We start from the raw sequence: 25,780 nt of genomic DNA, 5'->3' as shown, positions 1-25,780 counted from the left end.
GAGGGACGGACCGAAGCCAGGGAGTGCAGCTCTTCTTACGCCGGTATGACCCGGATCAAGTTCGCGGGTCGGCAGCTTTGCCATCTCAGCACGCCACATGCGTGCACCCCGGAGCGGGGCCGATTGTGCGAGCGCCGGCCTTCGCCGTCAACCGCCCGCGTCAAGACGGCGCGCTTTCGCGCCGGGCTTCAGGCGCGCGCCTGCAGGTCGCCGTCGACGTAGTACCAGCGCGACAGGCCCTCGGCATCGGACTCGCGCACGAAGCGGCTGCGTTCGTGCAGCCGCGAGGCCGTGCCCGAGGCGCCGCGCTGGCGCGCGACGAACTCGACCTCGGCATGGTCGGCATCGCTCATCGAGCGGCCGCGCACGTCGAGCCCGAGCCAGCGCACGTCCGGCTCGAAGTCGAGCGAGGCCGGCCGCGTGCTCGCGTGCCAGGTGCCGAGCAGGTACTCGGCACGCTCGCGCACGAAGGCCGTATAGCGCGAACGCATCAGCGATTCGGCATCGGGCGCGGGGGTGTGCTCGAAGTCGTCGAGGTAGCGGCCGCAGCACATCGCGTAGGCGATGGGCTTGTCGCGGCGGTCGGTGCGGCCGCAGGGGCAGGGTGCGGTGGAGGGATCGGGAACGCTGGGCATGGAGGCCCCTATTGGAACACCGTGCGGGCAGGGGCCTCCAGAGGGCAAGCCCTGGGGCCGCCGCGAGGGGGATCAGCGCGCCTCGGCCGGCCGCATGCTCTGCGCGATCGCCTCGCGCAGCGCCGGTGCGTCGGCCGGCTTGTAGATCAGCGCATAGCCCGCGCGCTCGACCTCGGCGCGGTTCGCGTGCGCGGTCTCGCCGGTGAGGATCACCACGTGGCGCGCCTTGCCCACCGCCTGCAGCGCCTGCGCGGCGGCCAGCCCCGAGAGCCCGCTGCCCAGGCGCAGGTCGCTGAGCATCAGGTCGAACACGCCGGCCTGCTGCAGCGCCTCGCGCGGATTGGCGGCCAGCGCCACCTCGTGGCCCCAGCCGCCGAGGAGCGAGCGCATGGCCTCGCGCACCGGCTGTTCGTCGTCGAGCACCAGGATGCGGATCGGCCCGCCGGTGGGGGGCGCTGCCTCCGGCGGCACCTCGGCGGGGGCCTCGCCCGGCAGCGGCGCCATCTGCTCGAGCACCAGCGAGAAGGTGCTGCCGCGCCCCGGCGCGCTGCGCAGCGCGATGCGCGCGCCCATCACCTGCGCCATGCTGGCCACCAGCGACAGCCCGAGGCCGAGCCCGCGGCTGCGGTCGCGCCCGGGGTTGTCGACCTGGAAGAACTCCTCGAACACCTGCTCGCGGTGCGCCGTGTCGATGCCCACGCCCGAATCGCGCACCTCGATGCGCCAGGCGGGCGCCGTGCCCGAGGGACCGCCGCGCGTGCGCCGCGCGCACACCAGCACCGTGCCGTGGGGCGTGTACTTGATCGCGTTGTCGACCAGGTTGCCGAGCAGCCGCGCGAGCATGCGCGCGTCGGCGCGCACCACCGCGGGCGTGGCGCGGATGCGCAGCACCAGCCCCTTGGCCTGCGCCAGCGCCGCGAAGCGCCCCTGCAGCGGCGCGAACAGCGTGGCCAGCCGCACCGGCTCGAAGCGCACCGGCGCCACGCCGCCGTCGAGCTGCGCGATGTCGAGCAGCGCGTCGATCGAGCCGCGCAGCGCATCGACGCTGTCGCGCATGAAGCGCAGGTTCTCGGCCGTGGGCGCGTGGCGCGTGTCGAGCGCGTCGACGAAGATCGCGAGCGCATGCATGGGCTGGCGCAGGTCGTGGTTGGCGGCCGCGAAGATGCGCGCGCGCTGCGCCGCGAGCTGCGCCACGTGCTCGAGCTGGCGCGCCAGCGCATCGGCCAGCCGCGCGTTCTCGAAGCCGTTCTCGATCGAGCCCACGATCAGCCGGTTCTGCTTGCGCGCGTAGTGCAGCGCCGCCAGCAGCTGCGAGAGCGCGAGGCAGCCCATGATGACCGTCACGCTGCCGGGCTCGATCACCAGCCGCAGCGCGAGGCTCAGGAACACCGGCACGCTGAAGCACAGGGCCGCGAGCCACCACTGCGCGAGCGCCGCGATGATCACGCCGGTGACGCCGCTCACGAAGAAGTACAGCAGCAGGATGTGCGCGAGATCGCCACTCGGGAAGAACAGCCACGGCGCCAGTGCCCACACCACGCCCGGGAACAGCATGCGCAGCTCGAGGCGGCGGCGCGTGGCCCAGGCCGAGGCGGCATCGATCGCCTCCGGCGCGAGGCTGCGCAGGTGGCGATGCATGTGCCACTGCATGCCATGCACCAGCACGGCCCACACCAGCGTGCCCTTGTGGCCGGTGAGCACGAGGAAGGTGATCCAGAACACCGCGGCGGTCACGGCCGCCGACAGCGGCGTGTCCATGGTGTCGACGATGTAGGCGCGCGCCAGGCTCTGGTCGACCAGCGGGTTCGGGTTGGGCGATTCGACCCAGTAGGCGCGCAGCCGCTGCAGCAGGCCGGCGGCCTGCGCGGACGAGCGCTCGGCGCTGGCGGGAGGCGTGGGCGGGGTCGGTGGCATGGCGGCTTCGCGGCCCATTCTGCCCGCGCCATGTGTCCGCCCATCGACCCGCGGGCATCCACCCTTGGCGTGCCGCTTGCTACCCGCTAACGTGGCGCCCCGGAGACCGGGGTGGACCACGAGCCGCCAACGCACACCATCGAGGAACAACGGCCATGTACCTGAGCGCTTCCGAACAGCAGGCCTTGCGCGGCGTGTTCACGCTGCTCGCGCGCGACGACGAGGGCGGCGAGCGCGAGATCCGCGAGCGCCTCGGCCATGCGCTGCTCGGCCTGCTGCGGGCCGACCAGTTCGCCTCCTTCGTCTGGGACGCCGAGCGCGGTGGCTTCGGCTCGCGCGTGGCGATCAACATGGCGCCGGCCAACCTCGACACCTATGCGCAGTGGCACCAGCACCACGACCCGATCACCTTCGTGCTGCAGTCGCGCCGCCGCGCCACGCGCGTGACCGAGGTGATGCCGCAGCGCGAACTGATGCGCACGCCCTTCTTCAACGACTTCCTCGCGCGCGACGGGCTGCACTGGGGCCTGAACCTGCATGCCTTCGACGGCGAGCGCGCGCTCGGCGACCTGCGCATCTGGCGCCGCAAGGAGCGCGGCGATTTCGGCGCGCGCGAGACGCTGATGCTCGACCTGATCGAGCCCGCGTTCGCGGGCGCGCTGCGGCGCGCGCAGCAGCGCACCGGCGGCGCGGGAAGCGCGGCCGCCTCGCCCTGGGCCAGCCTCAGCGCGCGCGAGCAGCAGGTGGCGCGCGCCGTGCGCGAAGGCCTCACCGACAAGGACATCGCGCGCCGCATGGCGGTGGGCGTGCCCACGGTGCGCACCTACCTGCGGCGCATCTTCGACAAGCTCGGCATCGAGCGCCGCTCGGCGCTCGCGGGCGTGCTGCCGCGCGATTGAAGAAATCGCGCGCCGGCTTACTTCGCCGCCGGCAGCCGTCCCAGCAAGGGTTCGATCGCCAGGCCCAGCGCCAGCAGGCGGCGGTCGCTGCCCGCGGGACCGTCGAGCTCGAGCCCGATCGGCAAACCGCTGGTCGCGCCCAGCGCCGAGGGCAGTTGCAGCCCCGGGATGCCGGCATTGCTGCCGGGGTCGGTGTTCTGGATCAGCGCGCCGAAGTTCTCGGGGCTGCTGGCCTCGGGCGCGGCCAGCAGCGCCACCTGCGGCACGGTCGGGAACACCAGCGCGTCGAGCCGGTGCTTCGTGAAGGTGTCGCGGTAGAGCTTCTGCAGCGCCGGCCGCGCCACGCGCATCGCGTGGTCGTAGGCCGGCTTGGCGTCGACCGTGCCGTTCGCGGCCGGCAGCTTGCGCGGCAGCACCAGGCCGTCGAAGGTGCCCTTGACGTCGGGGCTCGCGATGCCCGCGGCGAGCTGCTTCAGGTCGATGCCCGTGTCGTACTTCGCGAGGTAGGCCGCCATGTCGTCGTTCGCCTCGTAGAGCGCGACCGGGAAGCCCACCGCGCCGTTGAGTTCGCCGAGCTTCGGCATCTCGAGCTCGACCAGCGTGACGCCGGCCGCGCGCAGCTTGGCCAGCGCGGCATCGGTGGCGGCGCGGGTGTCTGCATCGAGGTTGGCGAAGAAGGCCGGCACCACGCCGAGCCGCACGCGCTTCAGGTCGGCGGGACGCACCGCCGCGCCGCCCGCGATCGCGCGGTCGAGCAGCACCAGGTCGGCCACCGACAGCGCCATCGGGCCGGCGGTGTCGCGCGTGTGCGAGATCGGCGCGATGCCCTGCTGCGGATAGCGGCCCATCGAGGGCCGCAGCGACGCGCAGCCGTTGAAGGCGCAGGGAATGCGCACCGAGCCGCCGGTGTCGGTGCCCAGCGCGGCCGACACCATGCGCGCGCCGAGCGCCGCGCCGTTGCCCGACGAGGAACCGCCCGCGATGCGGCGCGGGTCGTAGGCGTTGCGCACGCCGACCTCGGGGCCCGAGGGGAAGGCCGGGTTGTAGCCGGTGACGCCGAAGGCCAGTTCGTGCATGTGGGTCTTGCCCAGCACGATGGCGCCGGCCGCGCGCAGCTTCGCGACCACCGGCGCGTCGGCCGCCGGCACGAAGCCCTTGAGCGCGGGCGTGCCGGCGCTGGCGGGCAGGCCGCGCACCTGGATGTTGTCCTTGATCGCCACCGGCAGGCCGGCCAGCGGCTTGCAGGCCGCGCCGGGCTTGCGCGCGGCATCGGCGGCGCGCGCGGCCGCAAGCGCGCCCTGCTCGTCGAGCGTGATGAAGGCGTTGAGGTTCGCCTTGGCCCTGGCCTGCGCGATGTAGGCCGTGACCAGCTGCTCGCTGGTCAGCCGGCCGGCGCAGAGCTCGCGCACCGCCTCGCTGGCGGTCAGGGTGGCGATGTCGGGCGCGGCCGGCTGCTGGGCCTGGGCACCCATGGCGAGCACGGCGAGCGCACACGCTGCAAGACGCGCCGGGCGGCGCAAGGGGGCGGAAGAAGAACGGGTCATGGCGGCGGCCTCGATGAACGAACGGAAGGCCGCCATCGTGCGCCGCCGCGCGGCGGCTGTCTGTCGTCGAAACCGATGACAAGGCGCGGGTGCGCGGTCGTTGGTCCCTACTCGAACAGCACCCACTCGGGCCGCATGTTGAGGCGCACCGGCAGGATGCTCACGCCCAGCCCGCTGGTCACGTACATGCGCCGGCCGCGGTTCTCGATCCAGCCATAGGCCCAGGTGCGCGGTGCCGCGCCGGGCACGATCGGCGCGCCGTAGCCCGGCACCCAGACCTGGCCGCCATGGGTGTGGCCGGCCACGGTGAGCACCGGCGCGGGCGCGGCGAGGCGCGGCATCCCGGCCAGGCTCGCGGGGTCGTGCATCAGCACCAGCGTTGGAGCACCGGCCGGCACGCGCGACAAGGCGCGGTCGGGCCGCGAATGACCGGTGGAGTGGTCGCCGATGCCCACCACCCAGAGCTCGCGCCCGGGCAGCGGCACGGCATCGTTCTCGAGCACCACGATGCCCTGCGCCGACAGCGCGTGCGTGATGCGCGCGCCGTCGTGCCACCAGTCGTGGTTGCCGAGCACCGCGTACACGCCCAGCGGCGCCTTCAGCCGCCCGAGCACCGCGGCCATGGTCTCGATCGGCAGCGGCTCGTCGCCGCCATGGCCGGCCAGGAAGTCGCCGGGCAGCAGCACCAGGTCGGGCCGCGCGGCATTGATGGCGTCGACGATGCGGCGCGCGCGCTCCACGTCGGTCACGCGCCAGAGGCTGCGTTCGGTCAGGTGCCAGTCGCTCGCGACCGCGATGCGCAGCCGCGGCTGCGCGCCCCAGGCGGCGCTGTCCAGCGTCTCGGTGCGCGCCGCGACCCAGCGCGGCTCGATCGCGACGCTCCAGAGGCCGAGCGCGGCCAGCGCGAGCGCCGCGAGGGCGCGCCATCCGGGGCGGCGCATCAGCGCGGCCGGCTCACAGTGCCCGCTGGATCAGCAGCTTCTGGATGTCCGAGGTGCCTTCGTAGATCTGGCACACGCGCACGTCGCGGTAGATGCGCTCGAGCGGGAAGTCGTTCACGTAGCCGTAGCCGCCCAGGGTCTGGATCGCGGCGCTGCACACGCGCTCGGCCATCTCGCTCGCGAACAGCTTGGCCATCGCGGCCTCTTTCAGGCAGGGGCGGCCGGCATCGCGCAGGCTCGCCGCATGCCAGATCAGCTGGCGCGCGGCCTCGAGCTGCGTCGCGCAGTCGGCGAGCCGGAAGCCCACGGCCTGCTGGTCGAAGATGGACCCGCCGAAGGCCTGGCGTTCCTTGGCATAGGCCACGGCCACGTCGAAGGCGCTGCGCGCCATGCCCACGCTCTGCGCCGCGATGCCGATGCGGCCGCCCTCGAGCGCGCCGAGCGCGATCTTGTAGCCCTCGCCCTCGGCGCCGATCAGGTTCTCCGCCGGGATGCGGCAGCCGTCGAAGTTGATCTGCGCGGTGTCGCTGCTGTGCTGGCCGAGCTTGTCCTCGAGCCGCGCCACCTGGTAGCCCGGCGCGTCGGTCGGCACGATGAAGGCGCTCATGCCGCGCTTGCCCGCGGCCTTGTCGGTGACCGCGATCACGATCGCCACCTGGCCGTTCTTGCCGCTGGTGATGAACTGCTTCACGCCGTCGATCACATAGCCGTCGGCGTCCTTGCGCGCGGTGGTGCGCAGGCTCGAGGCGTCGCTGCCGGCCTGCGGCTCGGTCAGGCAGAAGGCGCCGAGCATCCGCCCCTGCGCGAGCGGCTCGAGCCACTGCTTCTTCTGCTGCGCATTGCCGTAGCGCATCAGGATCGCGTTGACGGGGCAGTTGGTCACGCTGATCGCGGTGCTGGTGCCGCCGTCGCCGGCCGCGATCTCCTCGAGCACCAGCGCGAGCGTGAGGTAGTCGAGGCCGGCGCCGCCGTGCTCCTCGGGCACGCAGATGCCGTAGGCACCGAGCGCCGCGAGGCCCTGGTGCACTTCCTTCGGAAAGCTGTGCTCGCGGTCCCACTTCGGCGCGTGGGGCCAGAGTTCGGCCTGCGCGAAATCGCGCACGGCGTCGCGGATGGCTTCCTGGTCGGTGCTCAGCAGCATGGCGTGTCTCCTTGTGTCGTTCTCGTCGCGTCGTCGTTACTTGCCCGAACCCAGGTCCATGATCAGGCGCGCGGCCATGTACAGGCGGCGCGGGATCGCGCTGATGTCCACGTACTCGGCCTTGTCGCTGTGGTAGCCGAAGCCCGGCAGGCCCAGGCTCTCGATCACGGGCTTGCCCGACAGCGCCGCGTAGGCCGCGTCGGTGCCGCCGCCGGTGCGTTCTTCCACGCCCAGCGTGCCGCCGGCTTCCTTGTAGTAGCCCACCGCCTTGTCGACCAGCTTCCTGCCGCCTTCGCCGGCATTGAAGGCCGGGCGGCCGCGCGTGACGATCACCTTCACGTCCGCATCGGGCAGCTTCTTCTGCTGCGCGCGCTCCTCGAGCGTCTTCATCGCGGCATCGAAGTCCTCGTTGCGCGCATAGCGCACGTCGGCGTTGAGCGTGGCGCTGGCCGGGATGATGTTCGAGACGTTGCCGGCCTTGGCGATGGTCCAGTTGAAGCGCAGGTTCTTCGACTTGTCGTCGATGCTCATGGTGCGCAGCACCAGGTCGGAGGCCTCGACCAGCGCGTTCACGCCGAGGTCGGGCGCGGCGCCCGCGTGCGAGGCCTTGCCCGTGATGTTGACCTGCACGTAGGCGATGCCCGAGGTGCCGAGCGAGAGCTTCTCGTCGCCGGCGCCCGTGGGCTCGAACGAGAGCACGTAGTCGGCCAGCTTGGCCTCTTCCTGGATCAGGTCGCGCGAGCCGAAGGAGCCCTTCTCCTCGTCGGTGTTGAACAGCACGGTGATGGTGCCGTAGTCGCGCACGCCGTAGTCCTTGAGCAGCTTGAGCGTGTGCAGGATCACGGCATTGCCGCCCTTGTCGTCGGCGATGCCGGGGCCGTAGGCCTTGTCGCCCTCGATGCGGAACGGCGCCTTGGCGAGCGTGCCCTTGAGGTAGACGGTGTCCATGTGCGACATCAGCAGCAGGTTCTTGCCGCCGCGGCCCTTGAGCTTGCCGACGATGTTGTCGCCCACCACCAGGCCGGCCGACTTGCTGCGCGTGACGGTGAAGCCCAGGTTCTTCAGCTCGCCCTCGAGGAAGTTGCCCGCCGCGGCGATGCCCTCGGCGTCGCCGGTGCCGGTCTCGATGTTGACCAGCTTCTCCAGCGTCTTGATGACGGCGGGCTGCTCGTCGGTGGCGGCCTGGAACAGCACGTTGTCGCGCTTCTGCGCCCAGGCGGCCGGCGCGAGCAGGGCGCCCGCGAGCACGGCGGCGATGACGTTGCGTGAATGAAAGGGACGCATGGGACCTCCTGCTTTTCTGCGATTCGTTCGAAAACTGGGAAAGACCGCCGGCGGCCGCCGCCGGCCGGCCGCCCCGGGGAGGGGCGGAAGGCGGCGGGCGGCCCGGGCCGGCGGACGGGCGCCGTACCTTTTACAGCAGTTCGAGCGCCACGGCGGTGCCTTCGCCGCCGCCGATGCACAGCGTGGCCACGCCGCGCTTCCTGCCCTGCGCCTTCAGCGCATGGATCAGCGTGACCATGATGCGCGCGCCGCTGGCGCCGATCGGGTGGCCCAGCGCGCAGGCGCCGCCGTGGATGTTGACGCGGTCGTGCGACACGTCGAGCTCGTGCATCAGCGCCATCGGCACCACCGCGAAGGCCTCGTTGACCTCCCAGAGGTCCACGTCCTTGACGCTCCAGCCGGTCTTCTTGAACAGCTTGGCCACGGCGCCCACCGGCGCGGTCGAGAACCACTCAGGCTGCTGCGCGTGCGTGGCATGGCCGACGATGCGCGCGATCGGCTTCGCGCCGATCTTCTTCGCATGCGACTCGGTCATCATCACCAGCGCGGCGGCGCCGTCGTTGATCGACGAGCTCGAGGCGGCGGTGATGGTGCCGTTCTCCTTCTTGAACGCCGGCTTGAGCGTCGGGATCTTGTCGAGCTTGACCTTGCCCGGGCCTTCGTCGATGGCGATCAGCGTGTCGCCGCCGCGGCCCTTGACCGTGACCGGCACGATCTCGTCCTTGAACAGGCCGGTGTCGGTGGCCTTCTTGGCGCGCTCGACGCTGGCGATGGCGAAGGCGTCCTGCTGTTCGCGCGTGAACTTGTACTTGGCCGCGCAGTCCTCGCCGAAGGTGCCCATCGAGCGGCCCGGCTGGTAGGCGTCCTCGAGGCCGTCGAGCATCATGTGGTCGAAGATGCGGTCGTGGCCCATGCGGTAGCCGCCGCGGCCCTTGAGCATCAGGTAGGGCGCGTTGGTCATGCTCTCCATGCCGCCCGCCACCATCACCTCGTGCGTGCCGGCCAGCAGCAGGTCGTGCGCGAGCATCGCGGCCTTCATGGCCGAGCCGCACATCTTGCTGAGCGTGACCGCGCCGGCGCTGTCGGGCAGGCCGCCCTTGTAGGCCGCCTGGCGCGCGGGCGCCTGGCCCTGGCCCGCCATCAGGCAGTTGCCGAACAGCACCTCGCCCACGCTGTCGGGCGCGATGCCGGCGCGCTCGACGGCGGCCCTGATCGCGGCGCCGCCGAGGTCGTGCGCCGCGAGGGAGGAGAAGTCGCCCTGGAAGCTGCCCATGGGGGTGCGGGCGGCGCCGACGATGACGATGGATTCGGACATGTGAGTGCTCCTTGAAGCTGAAGAAAGAATGCGGGTCCGCGGATGCGAAGGCCCGTCAGGAATGCGCCGCCTGCTCCTCGTCGTGGAAGCGTTGCGACTCTTCGTACGGGAACACGTCCAGCATCTGGCCGGCCTGGATGCGTTCCTTGTGGTGTTGCCAGAAAGCGGCGTCGAGCAGGTCGGCGTGGTGCGCCATGAAGGCTTCGCGCACGTCCTTGTTGCCCAGCAGGAAGGGCTCGAAGGTCTCGGGGAACACGTCCTTCGGGCCGACCGAATACCAGACCTCGCCGCTCATCTCCTCTTCCTCGTTGCGCGGCGCGGGCACCTTGCGGAACTGGCAGTCGGTGATGTATTCGATCTCGTCGTAGTCGTAGAACACGACCTTGCCGCCGCGCGTGACGCCGAAGTTCTTCCACAGCATGTCGCCCGGGAAGATGTTGGCCGCCACCATGTCCTTGATCGCGTTGCCGTACTCGATCACCGCCTGCTCGAGCTGCTCCCTGGCGCGCCTGGCCTGCGCCGGGCTCTCGGGATGCGCGAGCATGTCGAAGGCCTCCTGCAGGTAGATGTTCAGCGGGATCATCCGGCGCTCGATGTAGACGTGCTTGAGCACCAGCTCCATCTCCCCGTTGCCGTCGCGGTCGCCGATCTCGAGCTGGCTGGGCGCGAACTTCCGGATCTCCTCAATCAGCGCGGGCTCGAAGCGGTCGAGCGGAAAACCCACGTCGCTGTACTCGAGCGTGTCGGCCATGCGGCCCACGCGGTCGTGCTGCTTCACGAGCATGTACTTGCCCTTGATCTGCTCGCGCGTGGTGTCCTTCGGCGGCGGATAGAAGTCCTTGATGACCTTGAACACGAACGGGAACGAGGGCAGGTCGAACACCAGCATCACCATGCCCTTGATGCCGGGCGCGATGCGGAAGCGGTCGCTCGAGTAGTTCAGGTGCGAGAGGAAGTCGCGGTAGAACAGCGTCTTGCCCTGCTTGGCCAGGCCGAGCGCGTTGTAGATCTCGGCGCGCGGCTTGCGCGGCATCAGCGAGCGCAGGAACTGCACGCAGGCCGAGGGAACCTCCATGTCGACCATGAAGTAGGCGCGCGCGAAGCTGAACAGCATCTGCAGGTCGTCCTCACCGAACAGCACCGCGTCGACGTGGAAGCGGCCCTGGCCGTCGTGCAGGATCGGCAGCGCGAACGCCAGCTCGACGAAGCCGTTCATGATCTTGCCGACCACGTAGGCGCCCTTGTTGCGATAGAACAGCCCCGAGAGCACCTGCAGCTGGAAGTTGGCGCGCAGCTTGACCTGGTGGAAGCGCCCCTGCATCGCGCTCGCCACGCGCTCGGCATCGCGCCGCTTGTGGGCCCAGCTGCCGAGCAGCGCGAAGTCGTCGAGCATCTGCTCGATGCTGTCGGCCAGCGTGGCGGGCGACGGATAGTAGGGCCGGTAGGTGGGCGCGCCGCGCGGCTCGATGTACTCGGTGCTGATCGCCGGGCGCACGAAGATGAAGTCGTTCTGGAAGTACGCGCGGTGCAGGATCTTGGTGGTGACCGAGTTGAAGAAGCTCTCGGCCAGCTCGGGCTGGTGGTGGTCGACCAGCAGGCCGATGTAGTGCAGCTTGATCTGGTGCCAGACGTCCATCGGCTGCTCGCCGGCCTTGAACTCCTTCTCGAGCCGCGCCACCGCCTCGCTCACGCGCAGGTCGTAGAACTCGATGCGCTCGCGCTGCGCGCGCTGCTGGCCGTGCCAGTCGGCGGTCTCGAAGCGGTGCTTGGCGCGCGACGACTCGGCCCGGAACAGCGTGTAGTGCCGGTTGAAGCCGTCCATCATCGCCTTCGCGATGTCGTAGGCCAGCGGGGAGTCGAGGCGCTGCGGGAACATGGACCGAAGCGGGCGCGGTCTCAGTCGGCCGCGGGCGCGGGCGCGGGCGCCGCGGCGGGCTTGCCCGTGAGTTTGGTCACCAGCTCGCCGGGGCGGCTGTACTTGTGGCGCACGCGCTGCACGGCGGCGCGGTAGAGCGATTCGAGCGACTTGTCGCCTTCCACGCTCATGCCCAGGTCCTGCAGCAGGCCGTCGTGCACGCCGAAGGTCCAGCCGTGGATCGTGACCTTCTGGCCGCGGCTCCAGGCGTCGACCATCACCGTGCTGACGGCCACGTTGACCACCTGCTCGGCGACGTTGAGTTCGCACAGCGCGTCGGCGCGCACTTCTTCCGAGAAGCTGTCGAGCATCACGTGGTGGCGGTCGCGCACGTCCTGGATGTGGCGGATCCAGTTGTCGGCCAGGCCGATGCGGGTGCCGTTGAGCGCGGCCTTCACGCCCGCGCAGCCGTAGTGGCCCACCACCATGATGTGCTCGACCTTCAGGTGCTCGACCGCGAACTGGATCGCCGACAGCGCGTTGAGGTCGGAGTGCACCACGATGTTGGCCACGTTGCGGTGCACGAACACCTCGCCGGGCTCGAGGCCGGTGATCTGGTTGGCCGGCACGCGGCTGTCGGAACAGCCGATCCACATGTAGCGCGGCGTCTGCTGCTTGACCAGGCTGGTGAAGAAACCAGGCCGGTCGCGTTCCATCTGCGCGGACCAGGCGCGGTTGTGGGCGAAGAGGTCGTCGAGGGATTCGGACATGCGGGGATTGTCGGTGAGGTGGAGGGGGATTCGGTGCGGCGGCGCCCGGCGCCGGGGGCTCTCTCAGGCGGTGGTTCGGGCCGGTCGCGGTGGCCTGGCCTTGGGCTTGCCGGCGGTTTCGGCCTTCTGCGCGCGCGCCAGCGCCGTCTGGCCCTTCTTTTCGTGAGCACGCACTTCCGCGATATTGGCCTGCAGCTCGGCGAGCTGGCCCTCGAGCTGCGCGCGGTGGGCGCCCAGGATGCTGAGGAAGCGCTCGAGTTGCGGCACCGTGTCGCGCGGGCTGTCGTACATGTCGAGGATGTCCTTGGCCTCGGTCAGGCTCAGGCCCAGGCGCTTGGCGCGCAGCGTGAGCGTGAGCCGGGCCCGGTCGCGCGCGCTGTAGATGCGCTGCAGGCCGGCGCGCTCGGGCGTGAGCAGCCCCATGTCCTCGTAGAAGCGGATCGCCCGCGTCGTCAGGTCGAATTCCTTCGCGAGCTGGCTGATGGTGAAGGTTTGCGCTGGCATGAGGGCTTGTTCAGGGAACACGGGAGGCGCCGGAAAGGGGGCGTTGCGGGGGCGACAGCACATTTGCGCCGCGCTCTCTACAATGGTGCCCTCAACCCATGACGTTTACGTAAACGTCAATCCTACATGAATCTGCTCGAACGCGAACTCCACTACCCCCTCGGCGACACCCTGCCCGCGCCCGGCGAGGCCCTCGAAGTGGCGCCCGGCGTGCGCTGGATCCGGATGCGGCTGCCGTTCGCGCTCGACCACATCAACCTCTGGCTGCTGCGCGACAACTACCGCGGCGTCGAGGGCTGGACCGTGGTCGACTGCTGCATCTCGCGCGACGAGGCGCGGGCCCAGTGGGAGCAGGTGTTCGAGACCCAGCTGCAGGGCCTGCCGATCGTGCGCGTGATCGTCACCCACATGCACCCCGACCACATCGGCCTGGCCGACTGGCTGTGCAAGCGCTGGAACGTGCCGCTGTGGATCAGCTCCACCGACTACCACGTGGCACGCGTGCTCTGCAGCAGCGGCGACACGCTGGCGGGCGGCGAGCATGCCGCGCGCTTCTTCAGCGCGCACGGCCTGGCCAACCCCGAGGCGCTCGACAAGATCCGCGGCCGCACCAACTACTACGCCAACATGGTGCCCTCGGTGCCCGAGAGCTTCGTGCGCATGCTCGACGGCGACAGCATCGACATCGGCGGCCATGCCTGGCGCTGCATCAGCGGCTACGGCCACGCGCCCGAGCACATCGCGCTTTACTGCGACGACCTCAAGCTGCTGCTGGGCGGCGACATGATGCTGCCGCGCATCTCGACCAACGTGAGCGTGTACGCGGGCGAGCCCGAGGCGAATGCGCTGCGGCTGTTCCTCGACAGCATCGAGCGCTTCAAGTCGCTGCCCGTCGACACCCTCGGCCTGCCCGCGCACGGCAAGCCCTTCACCGGCATCCACCGCCGCGTCGAGCAGCTGCAGGAGCACCACCGCGACCGCCTGGCCGAGTTGCTCGAGGTCGCGCTGGCGCGGCCGATCACGGCCTTCGAGGGGCTGCCGATCCTGTTCAAGCGCGAACTCGACCTGCACCAGATGACCTTCGCGATGGGCGAGACCGTGGCGCACCTGCACCTGCTCTGGTATTCGGGGCAGGTGAAGCGCGAGCTGGGCGCCGACGGCATCTACCGCTTCGGCGCCCTGCACTGAAGCCGGCGCGGCGCGGCGGACGGCCGCGCATAGACTCGCGGGCATGAACATGTCGCACACGCTGGCCGATCTGCGCGCGGGCCGGCTGGCCGGCGCCACGCGGCTCGACCTGGGCTGCGGCCTCGAGGAATTTCCGCGCGAGATTTTCGAGCTGGCCGACACGCTCGAGGTGCTGAACCTCACGGGCAATGCGCTCGACCGCCTGCCTGACGACCTGGGCCGGCTGCACCGGCTGCGCGTGCTGTTCTGCTCCGACAACCGCTTCACGCGGCTGCCCGAATCGATCGGCGACTGCGCGAACCTCGACATCGTGGGCTTCAAGGCCAACCGCATCGCCGAGGTGCCGGCCGCGGCGCTCGCGCCCTCGCTGCGCTGGCTGATCCTGACCGACAACGCGATCGAGCGCCTGCCCGACACGCTGGGCGACTGCGCGCGCATGCAGAAGCTGATGCTCGCGGGCAACCGCCTGAGTCGCCTGCCCGAGACGCTGGCCGGCTGCACCCGGCTCGAGCTGCTGCGCATCTCCGCCAACCGCTTCGCCACGCCGCCTGGCTGGTTGTGGTCGATGCCGCGCCTGTCGTGGCTGGCCGCCGCCGGCAATGCCTTCGACGCGCGCGACGAGGAGGCCGCGGCGATCGCGCCCGCGGTGCCGCGCATCGACTGGCATGCGCTACGGCTGGGCGCGCAGCTCGGCGAAGGCGCCTCGGGCGTGATCCACGAGGCGCTGCTGAACGAGCGGGAGCCGGTCGCGGTCAAGCTGTTCAAGGGAGCCGTCACCAGCGACGGCTGGCCGCGCAGCGAGCTCGCGGCCAGCATCGCGGCCGGCGCCCATGCCACCCTGATCGGCGCGCAGGGCCGCATCGACGGCCATCCCGAGGGCACGCAGGGCCTGGTGATGGCGCGCGTGCCGGCCTCGTTCCGCACGCTCGCGGGGCCGCCGAGCCTGGCCTCGTGCACGCGCGACGTCTATGCCGAGCAGGCCCGCTGGTCCACCGCCACCGCGTTGCGCATCGCGCGCGACATCGCCGCGGCGATGCGGCACCTGCATGCGCGCGGCCTGGTGCATGGCGATCTCTATGCGCACAACATCCTCTGGCATCCCGAGCAGGGCGCGCGGCTCGGCGACTTCGGCGCCGCCTGGTTCGCCGATGCGCTGCCCGCCGACGCCGCGGCACGCGCGCGGCAACTGGAGGTGCGCGCCTTCGGCTGCCTGCTCGAGGAACTGGCCGCGCGCTGCGATGAACCGCTTCCCGCGATGACGGCGCTGCGCGATCGCTGCCTGCTGCCCGAGGTGGCCGCGCGGCCCTCGGCCGCGCTGCTTGAAGAGGCCCTCGCATGAGCCGCGGCCGCCTCGCCCATCCGCCGCTGCCGATGCGCGACGGCGTGAGCGCGAGCTGCGTGGGCCTGCCGACCGAGGACCACTGGCCCACCATCGCCGATTTCCTGATCGCGCGCTTCACCGCGATCGCGCCCGAGGCCTGGATGCGGCGCATCCGCGACGGCGAGGTGGTCGACGAGCACGGCGTGCCCGTCACGCCCGAGCGCCGCTACCAGGCGCCGCTGCGCGTCTTCTACTACCGCGCGCTCGACACCGAGCCGGCGATCCCGTTCGAGGAGCAGGTGCTGTACCGCGACGAACACCTGCTGGTGGTCGACAAGCCGCACTTCGTGCCGGTCACGCCCACCGGCAAGTACCTGCACCAGAGCCTGCTGGTGCGGCTCAAGCGCAAGCTCGGCATCGAGGCGCTGTCGCCGCTGCACCGCATCGACCGCAGCACCGCGGGCCTGCTGCTGTTCTCGCTGCGGCCCGAGACGCGGGGCGCCTACCAGACCATGTTCGCGCAGCGCACGGTGCACAAGGACTACGAGGCGATCGTGCCGCTACCCGGCGGCGCGGCCGCCGCGGCCGCGCTGCCCTCGGTCTACCGCAGCCGGCTGGTCGACGACGCGCACTTCATGCAGGTGAAGGAGGCACCCGGCGAGCCCAACTCCGAGACCGGCATCGCGGTGCTGAAGGTCTTCGACGGCCTCGCGCATCTCGCGCTGTCGCCGGTCACGGGCCGGCGGCACCAGCTGCGGGTGCACTGCATGGCGCTGGGCATGCCGATCGTGAACGACCCCTTCTATCCTGTGCTGACACCGGCCGACACCGACGACTTCGAGCGGCCGCTGCAGCTGCTGGCGCGCTCCATCGCCTTCACCGATCCAGTGACCGGCGAGCCGCGCCGCTTCGACAGCCAGCTGCGCCTGCTGCTGGCGCCAAGGTGACGCCCGCGGCGCGACGCCGGCACTAAGCTGCGGCCTCCGGCTGCCCTTGCCTTTCTTCCATCGGGCGGCCTCATGCACACCAGGAGACGCCGCACATGGACACCACCCGACTCTTCTCGCTCCAGGGCCGCACCGCCCTCATCACCGGCGGCTCGCGCGGCATCGGCCGCATGATCGCCGAGGGCTATCTCGCGCAGGGCGCGCGGGTCTACATCTCGGCGCGCAAGGCCGAGGCCTGCGACCAGACGGCCAAGGAGCTGTCGGCCTTCGGGCATTGCGTGTCGCTGCCGGCCGACGTGTCGACGCTCGAAGGGGCGCAGGCGCTGGTCGCCGCGTTCGCGAAGCACGAGTCCTCGCTGGACATCCTGGTCAACAACGCCGGTGCCGCCTGGGGTGCGCCCTATGCGGAGTTTCCGGAGAGCGGGTGGGACAAGGTGGTCGACCTGAACCTCAAGACGCCGTTCTTCCTGACGCAGGCGTTGACGCCGCTGCTGAAGAAGGCGGCCGCGGGGGGCGATCACCTCGCGAAGGTGATCAACATCGCCTCGATCGACGGGATCTCGGTGAATCCGCAGGAGACCTACTCGTATGCGGCGAGCAAGGCGGGGCTGATCCAGCTCACGCGGCGCATGGCGCTGCGGCTGGCGCAGGACGGGATCGTGGTGAGTGCGATTGCGCCGGGGGCCTTTGCGTCGAGCATGAACAAGGATGCCCGGGACCATGGGGATGAGATCAAGGGGCGGATTCCGGCGGGGCGGATCGGGAAGCCCGAAGACATGGCGGGGGCGGCGATCTTTCTGGCTTCGAATGCGGGGGACTATGTGATGGGGTCTACGTTGGTGGTGGATGGGGGGGTGACGCACGCGCGTTGATTTGTTTGCTGCGCTTTTGTTGAGGCTGTTGGCCGGGTCTCGCCCCGGCGGGCGAGTCACTTTCTTTTGCTTCGCCAAAAGAAAGTAACCAAAGAAAAGGCGACCCCGCTGTCTGTGTCCCTCCGCTTCGCTACGGGCAACCTGCGGTGCTCGGCTACGGCGGGGGTCCGCAGAACTCGCTCCACTTCGTTGCGCTCAGACAGCTGCGGCCCTGATCCCGCCTACGCCTGCGCTCCTCGGCACAGCCAGAGGGGGTGGGGCGGGCCATCGCTTCGCTCGGCCTTTGGGGACTGGCCGGGCCTTCGCTTTGCTCGGCCGGTACCATCTCCCCATGTCTTCCTTTCCTTTCGCCGCGGTCCTTTTCGACTGCGACGGTGTCCTCGTCGACTCCGAACCCATCACCAACCGCGTGCTTGCCGAGATGCTCGGCGAACTGGGCTGGCCTCTCACCACCGACGAATCGATGCGCATCTTCACCGGCAAGGCGGTGAAGGACGAAGCCGATCTGATCGAGTCGAAGACCGGCTTTCGCATCACGCCCGAATGGCTGCATGGCTTTCGCGAGCGCCGCAACGAGGCGCTCGAGCGGGACCTGACGGCGATTCCGAATGCGCCCGCCGCGGTGCGCGCGCTGTTCGAGCAGCTCGACGGGCGCATCGCCTGCGCCTCGGGCGCGGATCGCTTCAAGGTCGAGTTGCAGCTCGAGAAGGTCGGCATCCTCGACTGCTTCGCGGGACGGATCTTCAGCGGGCACGAGATGCCGCGCTCCAAGCCCGCGCCCGACGTGTACCTCGCGGCGGCGGCGGCGCTGGGCGTGGATCCGAAGCGCTGCGCGGTGGTCGAGGACACGGTCACGGGCGCGATGGCGGGCGTGGCGGCGGGCGCGACGGTGTTCGGCTACAGCACGGGCGAGTCGGGCCACAGCGGGCCCGAGGCGCTGCGCAGCGTCGGCGCGGTGCAGGTGTTCAGCGACATGGCCGAACTGCCGGCACTGCTCGCGGCGCACCGGCCCATCGGCTGAAGCGAACACCCACCGGCGGCAGGGCTGCCGGCTTTCTGTTCGAATCGAATCACGACCGGCCGCCGGCGGCGGCTGCACACCATCCAATGCCCACCAGGAGCCCCCGCGCATGACCTCCGAGTACAAGACCGAACAGCCCGAACGCAGCGAGATCGACGCCCTGCAAGGCCCCGCGGTGGTCGAGTTCGGCACCAACTGGTGCGGCGTCTGCAAGGCCGCGCAGCCGGACATCGCTGCGGCCTTCGCGCAGCATCCGGGCCTGCGCCACATCAAGGTCGAGGACGGCAGCGGGCGTCCGCTGGGCCGCTCGTTCGGCGTGAAGCTGTGGCCCACGCTGGTGTTCATGCGCGATGGCCGCGAAGTGGCCAAGCTGGTGCGGCCCACCGACAGCGCCTCGATCGCCGAGGCGCTCGCGAAGATCGCTCAGCCGGCCTGAGCGCGCCGGCCGCGCGCCGGCTTCGCCATCGACAGGATCAGGCGGTAGAGCGCCTGCGCGGCGGGCGACAGCACCGCGCCCTTGCGCGACAGCAGCGCGAAGCTGCGCCGCACCGTGGGCTGCGCGAGCGCGATCAGCACGATGCGCGGGTAGGTGCCGTCCTGCACGGCCAGCTTCGGCACCACGGCGGCGCCCACGCCCTGTGCCACCAGCCCGACGGCGGTCGAGCTGCGCTGCACCTCGTAGACGAAGGGCAGGTTCAGTCCGCTCGGTGCCAGCGCCGCATCGAGCAGCGGGCGGTTGCTGCTGCCCGGGCCCGGCACGATCAGCGCGTGGCCCTCGAGCTGCGACCAGGCGATGCTGCGGCGGCGCGCCAGCGGATGGTCGTCGCGGCAGGCGAGCACGAAGCGGTCGTCCAGCAGCGGGATGCGCTCCAGCTCGGGCTCGTAGGACTCGGCGATGCTGATGCCGAACTCGGCCTCGCGCTGCAGGATCGCGCCGGCCACGCCGGCCGACGAGTGGTCGAGGATCTTGATGCGGTTGCCGGGGAACAGGGCGCTGTAGGCCTGGATCACCGCGGGCAGGAACTGCACGCCGACCGTCGGCACGCAGGCCAGCGTCACGTTGCCGCGCGAGGCCTGGCCGGCCTCGCGGATGCCGAGCATGGCCGAGGAGATGTCGGCGAGCAGGCGCCGCGCCTGTGGCAGGAAGTTCTGGCCGATCACCGTGAGCGCCAGCGAGCGCGTGGTGCGTTCCACCAGTTGCACGCCGAGCACCGCCTCGAGGTTCTGCAGCCGGCGCGTCAGCGCGGTGGAGGTGATGTGCAGCGAATCGGCGCCGGCATGGAAGCTGCCGTGCTCCGCCACGGCGAGGAATGCCTGCAGGCCGAGCATGTCCACTTTCATGAGGCGATTGCAGCAATGGTCCAGATAAATTCATTTTACGCAGCCGGGTTGCAGGCACAGAATCCGCCGCCATGAACATCACGGTGCTGGACGACTACTTCGACACGCTGCGCACGCTGCCCTGCTTCGCCAAGCTCGACGGGCACGAGGTGACGGTGTGGAACGACCACGTGGACGAGCCCGACGCGCTGGTGCAGCGGCTGTCGCAGGCCGATGCCGTGGTGCTGATCCGCGAGCGCACCGCGCTGCGCGCGCCGGTGCTCGAGCGGCTGCCGCGGCTGCGGCTGATCAGCCAGCGCAGCGTCTATCCGCACATCGACGTCGAGGCCTGCACGCGGCTGGGCATCGTGCTGTCGTCGGACCCGCATGCGGGCACGCCTTCGTACGCCGCGGCCGAGCTCACATGGGCGCTGCTGCTGTGCGCGGCGCGGCGGATTCCGCAGCAGATGGCGTCGCTGCAGCGCGGCGGCTGGCAGACCGGCGTGGGCAGCACGCTGCGCGGCAAGACGCTCGGGATCTACGGCTATGGCCGCATCGGGCAGGCGGTGGCGGGCTATGCCGAGGCCTTTGGCATGAAGGTGCGCGTGTGGGCGCGGCCCGAGTCGATGGCCCGGGCGCGCGCGGACGGCCGCGAATGCGCGCCGGACCGAGAGAGTTTCTTCGGCGACTGCGATGCGATCTCGCTCCACATGCGGCTGGTGCCGGCCACGCGCGGCATCGTGCGGCGCGAGGACCTCGCGCGCATGAAGCCCGACGCGATCCTCGTGAACACCAGCCGCGCCGGCCTGATCGAGCCCGGTGCGCTGGTGGCCGCGCTGCAGGCCGGCCGGCCCGGCATGGGCGCGGTCGACGTCTACGAGACCGAGCCGCTGGTCGATCCCGCCGATCCGCTGCTGCGGTTGCCGAACCTGGTCTGCACGCCGCACATCGGCTACGTAACGCGCGAGGAGTACGAGCTGCAGTTCTCCGACGTGTTCGACCAGATCGTGGCCTTCGCGCACGGGCAGCCGAGCAATGTCGTCAATCCCGAGGTGCTCGGCCGCCTGCGCGCCGCGCCCACCCCGGCATGAACGAGGCGCTGCAGCGGCTCGCCGCCGCGGCCCGGCTCGAGGACGCGGCGCAGGAGCCGCTGCGGTTGCGCTTCGGGTTCGCCTGCGTGCAGCGCGTGCGGCATCTGCTGGAAGCGCCCGAGGCGCTGCAGTGCCTCGACGGGCTCGGTGCGTACCTCGAAGGCCGCGGCAGCCGCGCCGAACTCGCGCAGGCGGCACAGCGCATGGCGCACATCGCTGCCAGCCACCCGGGCTCGGCCTCGATCGATGCGTCGGCCCATGCGGCGGTGTCCGCGACTTATGCGGTGTTCCAGTCCGTGGCCGGGCGCGCCTTGCAGGCCGCCGAGTACGCGGCCTACGCCACGGTCTATGCCTATGGCGCCTACGCGATCGCGGACCCCGAGGCCTTCGCCGAGGAGTTCGCGTGGCAGGCCCGGACCTTCGCCGCCTTGAGCCGGGGCCACGCGGCGACCGCCTGAAGGCCGGCGCGGGTTAATCCCGAGCGCCAGGCATTCCGCGCCGCGCCGCCGGCCGCCACAATTCCGGCATGCAGCCGCCGTCGCCGCAATCCACCTGGCAGGTCTCCGATGCCGCCCTCGGCCGGCCGTCGTCGGCCGTGCTCGACCTGCGCGCGGTCTCGCTGCTGCTCGATGCGCCGCGCGACGCGGCGCCGGCGCGCGCGATGCTGCATTTCCTCAATGCGCTGCTGCCGGTCGAGTTCATCTCGCTGGTGTCGCACGGCGACGAGGCACCGGCGCAGATCGAGGGGCACTCGTTCCACGCGGCCACGCCCAACGTCACGCGCGACTGCTTCGCGCAGTACCGGCGCCACTTCTACCGCTTCGACGACGCCACGCGCATCGCGCGGCAGATGCGCGTGCAGACCCGCGAGTCGGCTGCGATGACGGTGCTGCACATGCGCTCGCCCGACATCCCCGATGCCGGCTGGCGCCAGCAGATCTACGAGCGCGAGCACCTCTCGGAGCGGCTGGCGCTGCTCTACATGCCGGCGCCGCGCACTGCGTTCTCGATCAACCTCTACCGCAGCGAGGCCATGGGCCGCTTCGCGCCGCAGGAGATCGAGCGCGTGCTCGCGGTGTCGCCGCTGCTGCGGCAGGTGCACCGCAACCTGGTGGGCGCGGGCGGGGTCGGGCCCGACATGGACACCCGCATCGCGCTGGCCCGCGCGCGCATCGCGGCGCTGGCGGTCGCGTTGAGCGCGCGCGAGCTCGACGTGGCGGCGCGCATCGCCTGCGGACTCACGGCCGACGGCATCGCGGCCGATCTCGACATCGCGCCCTCGAGCGTGGTCACGCTGCGCAAGCGCGCCTACCTCAAGCTCGGCATCCACGACCGCGCCGCGCTGGTGCGGCTCGCGGCCTGACCCTCCCTCGCTGATCGAAGTCCTTGCCGTCCCCTTCGCGGGGGACGCGCCGCCCGGCCGTTCGCCCCACGATCGCGGCAGCGGCGGGCACACGATCCCGCCGCACACGATGGAGACGAGAACGCGCATGTTCATCCGCAACTGCTGGTACGTGGTCGCCTGGGACCACGAGATTCCCGCCGAGGGCCTGTTCAACCGCACCGTGATCGGCGAGCCGCTGCTGCTGTACCGCACCGCGCAGGGCGAGGTGGTGGCGCTCGAGGACCGCTGCTGCCATCGCCACGCGCCGCTGTCCAAGGGCCGGCGCGAGGGCGACTGCGTGCGCTGCGGCTACCACGGCCTCAAGTTCGATGCGCGCGGCCTCTGCGTCGAGGTGCCGGGCATGGCGACGGTGCCGCCGCGCGCACGGGTGCGCAGCTACCCGGTGGCGGTGCGCAACCGCTGGGTGTTCGTGTGGATGGGCGAGGCCGAGCGCGCCGACACGGCGCTGCTGCCCGACAACTTCTCGTGCGACCACCCCGAGTGGCGCCACATCCCGGGCTACCTGCACTACGACACGCCCTACCTGCTGATCTGCGACAACCTGCTGGACTTCTCGCACCTGAGCTACGTGCACGAGAAGACGCTCGGCGGCTCGACCGCGATCGCGCAGGCGCGGCCCGAGATCGAGAAGATCGAGCGCGGCCTGCGCGTGACGCGCCGGGTGGAGAACGTGCCGCCGCCCGCGCACTGGGCCGGTGCGCGGCCCTTCGCGCCCGATGCGCGCTTCGACCGCTGGTTCGTCTACGACTTCGTGCTGCCGGGCACGCTGCTGATGCAGTCGGGCGGGCGTCCCGTGGAGGACGCCGAGGGCGACATGCGCCATGCCGTCGAGCTGCACAGCTGCCAGACCCTGACGCCCGAGACCGAGACCAGCACCCACTACTTCTTCCAGCAGGCGCACCGGCCCTCGCTCGGCGGCGAGCAGCTCACGCGCACGCTCTACGACAGCCTGATCGTGGCCTTCAACGAGGACCGCGACATGATCACCGCGCAGGCCCGCAACATCGAGCACGCGCCGTTGCTGCCGATGCTGCCGCTGGCCATGGATTCGGCGCTGGTGCAGTTCCGCCGGCTGGTGGCGCAGGCGCTCGAGGACGAGCGGCACAACGAGGTGCCCCCGCAGCTCGCGCGGCCCGAGCGCTCCGCGAGCTGCTGAAGCGCTGCGCACCGGAACCCACAAGAACCCACGAGGAGACAAGACCCATGCTCAAGCTGCTTTCGATCGCCTGCGCCGCGCTGGCCTTCGCCATTCCCGCCGCCGCCCAGGAGGCCTACCCCTCGCGGCCGATCCGCATCGTCGTGCCCTATCCGGCCGGCGGCGCCACCGACTACGTGGCGCGCACCGTCGGCGAGCGCCTGTCGAAGGCGCTGGGCCAGCCGGTGGTGGTCGACAACAAGGCGGGCGCGGCCGGTGCCATCGGCGCCGCCGAGGTGGCGCGCGCCAAGGCCGACGGCTACACGCTGCTGATGACGATCACCGACTCGCAGATCAACAACACCGCGCTCTACCGCACGCTGGCCTACGACCCGCGCAAGGACTTCGCGCCGATCACGCAGATCGTGCGCAGCCCGGCGCTGATCTCGACCCATCCGGGCTCGGGCCTGCGCAGCCTCGCCGACCTCAAGGCCAAGGCCGGCTCCGGCGGCGCCAAGCTCAGCTATGCCTCCTGGGGCATCGGCGGCCTCGGCCACCTGGCCGGCGAGAGCCTCAACCGCGGCCTGGGCGGCGGCATGGTGCACGTGCCGCAGCGCGGCGAGGGGCTGGTGGTCACCGACCTGCTGTCGGGCACGGTCGACATCGGCCTGTCGTCGGTGGCGAGCGCGATGCAGCACGTGCCGGGCGGCAAGATCGTGCCGCTGGCCGTGCTCGGGCGCCAGCGCTCGAGCACCTTGCCGCAGGTGCCGACGATGCACGAGCTGGGCTTCGACGACCCGCTGTACGACAGCAACGTCTGGATCGGCCTGCTGGCGCCCGCGGCCACGCCGAAGCCCATCGTGGAGCGGCTCGCGAAGGAGGTGCGCGAGGTGGTGGGCGCGCCCGAGGTCGGCCAGCAGTTCGTGGCCCGCGGCTTCGAGATCATGAACAGCACGCCCGAGCAGTTCGCCAGCGCCTACCGCGCCGAGTTCGACGTCATCACGCGGCGCATGCGCGAACTGAGCATCGAGGCGCAGTGAGCGCCGGGTTCAGCGCTTGCCGGAGCGGCGCGCGGCCTGCGCCTTGTGGCGCCGTTCGGCCAGCGCGATCGGGATCAGCGCCCAGGCCTTGGCGCCGTCGAGCGGTGCCACCGGCACCAGGTTGAGCAGCGCGAACACGAGGTTGAAGTAGCCGAGGAAGGCGACCACCGGCCCGAGCCCGCGCACGCTCGCCAGCGGCGTGGTGGCGGCCAGCGCGATCAGCGGCAGCGCCACCATCATCTGTGCCGCGACGCCGCCCCAGGCCACGATGGCCTCGTCCTTGTGGCTGTAGGGCTCCTCGTAGTCGCACACGCCGTGGATCACGCCGAGGTAGATCGCGAACGGCCGGTAGCCCATGCGGCGGGCGAAGCCCGCGTGGCCGGCCTCGTGCAGGAAGATGATGCCGAAGTAGGAGACGATGGTGATGACCGCGAGCAGCGGCGTGCGGATGCACAAAAGGAACAGGCCGGCCCCGACCAGGAGGGCGGACCAGTGGATGTAGACCCGGGCGCCGAAGACCCGGAGCTTGCGAATCCGCGCGTAACCGTTCATGGAGGGAGGTCTCGGGTGCGTGGCGTCCCGGGCGCTGGCGTGGCGGCCTGCTGCCGGAAGTCCCTGGGTGCGAGTCCCGTCCATTGTAGAAAAGCGCGCGAGAAGCTCTTCTCGTTGCGAAAGCCCGCCGCCAGCGCGACCTGCTTGATCGGCCGGTGGGTGCGCCGCAGCAGGTCGACCGCGAGCTCGTGCCGCACCTCGTTCTTGAGCGCCTGCAGAGAGCTGCCTTCCTCCTGCAGCTGGCGGTGCAGCGTGCGGCTCGACACGTTGAGCAGCGTGGCCAGCGCCTCGGCGGTGGTGGTCTCGGCGGCGCGCGAGCGCAGCAGCTCGCGCACGCGCTGGCCCAGCAGCCGGTCGCGCCGGTACTGCAGGATCGTGAGCGGCAGCGCGCGCTTGAGCATGGTGCGCAGCGCGCGCTCGTCGCGCTGCAGCGGCAGCGCGAGGTAGCGCTCGTCGAAGGCGATGCTCGCGCGCGCCGCGTCGAAGCGCACCTCGGGCGTGAACATCGCCGCGTAGGCGTCGCGGTGCGCCGGCGCGGGAAAGGGAAAGCCGGCCTGCCGCAGCGAGATGCGCGAATCGATGGCCCAGCACATGTAGCCGTGCATGAAGCGCAGGCTGGTCACGAGGCAGAACTCGCGGAAGGCCGGATCGAGCGGCCGGTTCTCGCCGATGCGCAGCGTGGCCACGCCGCCCGCCACCTCGAGCGCGAGGCCGATGTCCTCGGTCAGCAGCCGGTGGTGGCGGCACCAGCGCTTGATCGCCACGCCGAGGTCGGGCGAGGTCAGCGAGGCGCGGCACAGCATGCCGTAGCTGCCCCAGGGCAGGCGGCGCGAGAACCAGCCCAGCGCCTCGTCGTCGAGCTCCTGCATCGCGTGGCCCGACAGCGCCTCGAACTGCGCCGCCGTCACGCGTGCGCCGGGCCGCGCGAGCTCGCGCGGCGTGATCTGTGCCGCCTTCAGCGCCTCTGACGGGTCCTGGCCGTAGCGCTCGTAGCCCTTGACGATGGCTCGCACGAAGGCCATCGGCGTGACCGCGCGGGCGGGGCGGAGGAAGGAGGGGGAGGACATGGCGAGGCGGTGCCGGCGT

General features: G+C 71.0%; 25 protein-coding genes and 1 riboswitch. Of the genes, 12 read left to right on the top strand and 13 right to left on the bottom strand.

The annotated features are described in order from the left end of the window. Positions 1 to 15: 15 nt before the first annotated feature. Positions 16 to 121, bottom strand: a riboswitch (TPP riboswitch). A gap of 67 nt (positions 122 to 188) precedes the next feature. Both AC07RM_RS28605 and AC07RM_RS28600 read right to left on the bottom strand, forming a co-directional pair. Continuing rightward, positions 189 to 635: a YchJ family protein gene (locus AC07RM_RS28605; protein ID WP_093348268.1), complete on the bottom strand. Its 447-nt coding sequence runs from the start codon at positions 633 to 635 to the stop codon at positions 189 to 191. Positions 636 to 707: 72 nt separating this feature from the next. Further along, on the bottom strand, positions 708 to 2,549 hold the full coding sequence (locus AC07RM_RS28600; RefSeq protein ID WP_495336694.1) for a sensor histidine kinase: 1,842 nt from the start codon (positions 2,547 to 2,549) through the stop codon (positions 708 to 710). A gap of 155 nt (positions 2,550 to 2,704) precedes the next feature. On the opposite strand from AC07RM_RS28600, the gene AC07RM_RS28595 reads away from it, so the two are divergent. Beyond that, a complete protein-coding gene (locus AC07RM_RS28595) occupies positions 2,705 to 3,448 on the top strand; it encodes a helix-turn-helix transcriptional regulator (protein ID WP_057596575.1) in 744 nt (247 codons plus the stop codon). 17 nt (positions 3,449 to 3,465) lie between these two features. Here AC07RM_RS28595 and iaaH read toward each other — a convergent pair whose 3' ends face one another. The 8 genes from iaaH to AC07RM_RS28555 all read right to left on the bottom strand — a co-directional run bounded on the left by iaaH (position 3,466) and on the right by AC07RM_RS28555 (position 12,802). Beyond that, positions 3,466 to 4,920, bottom strand: a complete 1,455-nt coding sequence (gene iaaH, locus AC07RM_RS28590; protein WP_495336693.1) for an indoleacetamide hydrolase — start codon at positions 4,918 to 4,920, stop codon at positions 3,466 to 3,468. A 179-nt stretch (positions 4,921 to 5,099) separates the two neighbouring features. Next, complete coding sequence (locus AC07RM_RS28585; protein ID WP_495336692.1) at positions 5,100 to 5,933, bottom strand: metallophosphoesterase; 834 nt, start codon at positions 5,931 to 5,933, stop codon at positions 5,100 to 5,102. 13 nt (positions 5,934 to 5,946) lie between these two features. Continuing rightward, on the bottom strand, positions 5,947 to 7,074 hold the full coding sequence (locus tag AC07RM_RS28580; protein ID WP_057596576.1) for an acyl-CoA dehydrogenase family protein: 1,128 nt from the start codon (positions 7,072 to 7,074) through the stop codon (positions 5,947 to 5,949). A gap of 36 nt (positions 7,075 to 7,110) precedes the next feature. Further along, positions 7,111 to 8,358 carry a glutamate carboxypeptidase gene (locus tag AC07RM_RS28575; protein WP_093348258.1) on the bottom strand — a complete coding sequence of 416 codons (1,248 nt, stop codon included), beginning with the start codon at positions 8,356 to 8,358 and terminating at the stop codon, positions 7,111 to 7,113. 130 nt (positions 8,359 to 8,488) lie between these two features. Then, entirely contained in the window at positions 8,489 to 9,673 is a 1,185-nt protein-coding gene (locus AC07RM_RS28570) for an acetyl-CoA C-acyltransferase (protein WP_208510939.1), read from the bottom strand. A gap of 55 nt (positions 9,674 to 9,728) precedes the next feature. Beyond that, on the bottom strand, positions 9,729 to 11,549 hold the full coding sequence (aceK, locus tag AC07RM_RS28565; RefSeq protein WP_495336691.1) for a bifunctional isocitrate dehydrogenase kinase/phosphatase: 1,821 nt from the start codon (positions 11,547 to 11,549) through the stop codon (positions 9,729 to 9,731). A 20-nt stretch (positions 11,550 to 11,569) separates the two neighbouring features. Continuing rightward, the gene (gene can / locus AC07RM_RS28560; RefSeq protein WP_495336690.1) at positions 11,570 to 12,298 is read right to left on the bottom strand and encodes a carbonate dehydratase; all 729 of its coding nucleotides are present in this window, start codon (positions 12,296 to 12,298) and stop codon (positions 11,570 to 11,572) included. Positions 12,299 to 12,361: 63 nt separating this feature from the next. After that, positions 12,362 to 12,802, bottom strand: a complete 441-nt coding sequence (locus AC07RM_RS28555; RefSeq protein WP_208510941.1) for a MerR family transcriptional regulator — start codon at positions 12,800 to 12,802, stop codon at positions 12,362 to 12,364. Between the two features lie 126 nt (positions 12,803 to 12,928). Here AC07RM_RS28555 and AC07RM_RS28550 point away from each other — a divergent pair, with 126 nt between their 5' ends. The 6 genes from AC07RM_RS28550 (at position 12,929) to AC07RM_RS28525 (ending at position 18,587) form a co-directional block, all read left to right on the top strand. Further along, on the top strand, positions 12,929 to 13,990 hold the full coding sequence (locus tag AC07RM_RS28550; protein ID WP_495336689.1) for an MBL fold metallo-hydrolase: 1,062 nt from the start codon (positions 12,929 to 12,931) through the stop codon (positions 13,988 to 13,990). 49 nt (positions 13,991 to 14,039) lie between these two features. After that, positions 14,040 to 15,329 (top strand): leucine-rich repeat-containing protein kinase family protein, encoded by a 1,290-nt coding sequence (locus AC07RM_RS28545; RefSeq protein ID WP_495336713.1) that lies wholly within the window; start codon positions 14,040 to 14,042, stop codon positions 15,327 to 15,329. Continuing rightward, on the top strand, positions 15,326 to 16,258 hold the full coding sequence (locus AC07RM_RS28540) for a pseudouridine synthase (protein ID WP_495336688.1): 933 nt from the start codon (positions 15,326 to 15,328) through the stop codon (positions 16,256 to 16,258). The genes AC07RM_RS28545 and AC07RM_RS28540 overlap by 4 nt, the downstream gene beginning before the upstream one ends. A 95-nt stretch (positions 16,259 to 16,353) precedes the next feature. Further along, a complete protein-coding gene (locus AC07RM_RS28535) occupies positions 16,354 to 17,130 on the top strand; it encodes an SDR family oxidoreductase (RefSeq protein WP_495323373.1) in 777 nt (258 codons plus the stop codon). A gap of 331 nt (positions 17,131 to 17,461) precedes the next feature. Then, the gene (locus AC07RM_RS28530) at positions 17,462 to 18,151 is read left to right on the top strand and encodes an HAD family hydrolase (RefSeq protein ID WP_398497528.1); all 690 of its coding nucleotides are present in this window, start codon (positions 17,462 to 17,464) and stop codon (positions 18,149 to 18,151) included. A 109-nt stretch (positions 18,152 to 18,260) separates the two neighbouring features. Further along, positions 18,261 to 18,587: a thioredoxin family protein gene (locus tag AC07RM_RS28525; RefSeq protein ID WP_093348235.1), complete on the top strand. Its 327-nt coding sequence runs from the start codon at positions 18,261 to 18,263 to the stop codon at positions 18,585 to 18,587. Here AC07RM_RS28525 and AC07RM_RS28520 read toward each other — a convergent pair. Next, entirely contained in the window at positions 18,575 to 19,492 is a 918-nt protein-coding gene (locus tag AC07RM_RS28520; protein WP_495336687.1) for a LysR family transcriptional regulator, read from the bottom strand. The two genes, AC07RM_RS28525 and AC07RM_RS28520, sit on opposite strands and share 13 nt — an antisense overlap. Before the next feature lie 71 nt (positions 19,493 to 19,563). Here AC07RM_RS28520 and AC07RM_RS28515 point away from each other — a divergent pair, with 71 nt between their 5' ends. The 5 genes from AC07RM_RS28515 (at position 19,564) to AC07RM_RS28495 (ending at position 24,142) form a co-directional block, all read left to right on the top strand. Further along, complete coding sequence (locus AC07RM_RS28515; protein WP_495336686.1) at positions 19,564 to 20,562, top strand: D-2-hydroxyacid dehydrogenase family protein; 999 nt, start codon at positions 19,564 to 19,566, stop codon at positions 20,560 to 20,562. Further along, the gene (locus AC07RM_RS28510) at positions 20,559 to 21,020 is read left to right on the top strand and encodes a hypothetical protein (RefSeq protein ID WP_495336685.1); all 462 of its coding nucleotides are present in this window, start codon (positions 20,559 to 20,561) and stop codon (positions 21,018 to 21,020) included. Before AC07RM_RS28515 ends, AC07RM_RS28510 begins: the two co-directional genes overlap by 4 nt. A gap of 68 nt (positions 21,021 to 21,088) precedes the next feature. Then, positions 21,089 to 21,925 (top strand): helix-turn-helix transcriptional regulator, encoded by an 837-nt coding sequence (locus tag AC07RM_RS28505; RefSeq protein WP_495336684.1) that lies wholly within the window; start codon positions 21,089 to 21,091, stop codon positions 21,923 to 21,925. 127 nt (positions 21,926 to 22,052) lie between these two features. Beyond that, complete coding sequence (locus tag AC07RM_RS28500; RefSeq protein WP_495336683.1) at positions 22,053 to 23,123, top strand: Rieske 2Fe-2S domain-containing protein; 1,071 nt, start codon at positions 22,053 to 22,055, stop codon at positions 23,121 to 23,123. A gap of 47 nt (positions 23,124 to 23,170) precedes the next feature. Further along, entirely contained in the window at positions 23,171 to 24,142 is a 972-nt protein-coding gene (locus AC07RM_RS28495) for a tripartite tricarboxylate transporter substrate-binding protein (protein WP_495336682.1), read from the top strand. Positions 24,143 to 24,151: 9 nt separating this feature from the next. Here AC07RM_RS28495 and AC07RM_RS28490 read toward each other — a convergent pair whose 3' ends face one another. Both AC07RM_RS28490 and AC07RM_RS28485 read right to left on the bottom strand, forming a co-directional pair. Continuing rightward, positions 24,152 to 24,694, bottom strand: coding sequence for a zinc metalloprotease (locus AC07RM_RS28490; protein ID WP_093348215.1), 543 nt, complete (start codon positions 24,692 to 24,694; stop codon positions 24,152 to 24,154). Beyond that, positions 24,691 to 25,761, bottom strand: coding sequence for an AraC family transcriptional regulator (locus AC07RM_RS28485; protein ID WP_495323367.1), 1,071 nt, complete (start codon positions 25,759 to 25,761; stop codon positions 24,691 to 24,693). The genes AC07RM_RS28490 and AC07RM_RS28485 overlap by 4 nt, the downstream gene beginning before the upstream one ends. Between the last annotated feature and the right edge of the window lie 19 nt (positions 25,762 to 25,780).

The sequence above is a fragment of the Variovorax sp. GW821-FHT09B05 genome (assembly GCF_059418265.1).
The sequence above is the reverse complement of the archived record's forward strand: the minus strand, read 5'-3'. Positions and strand labels throughout refer to the sequence as shown.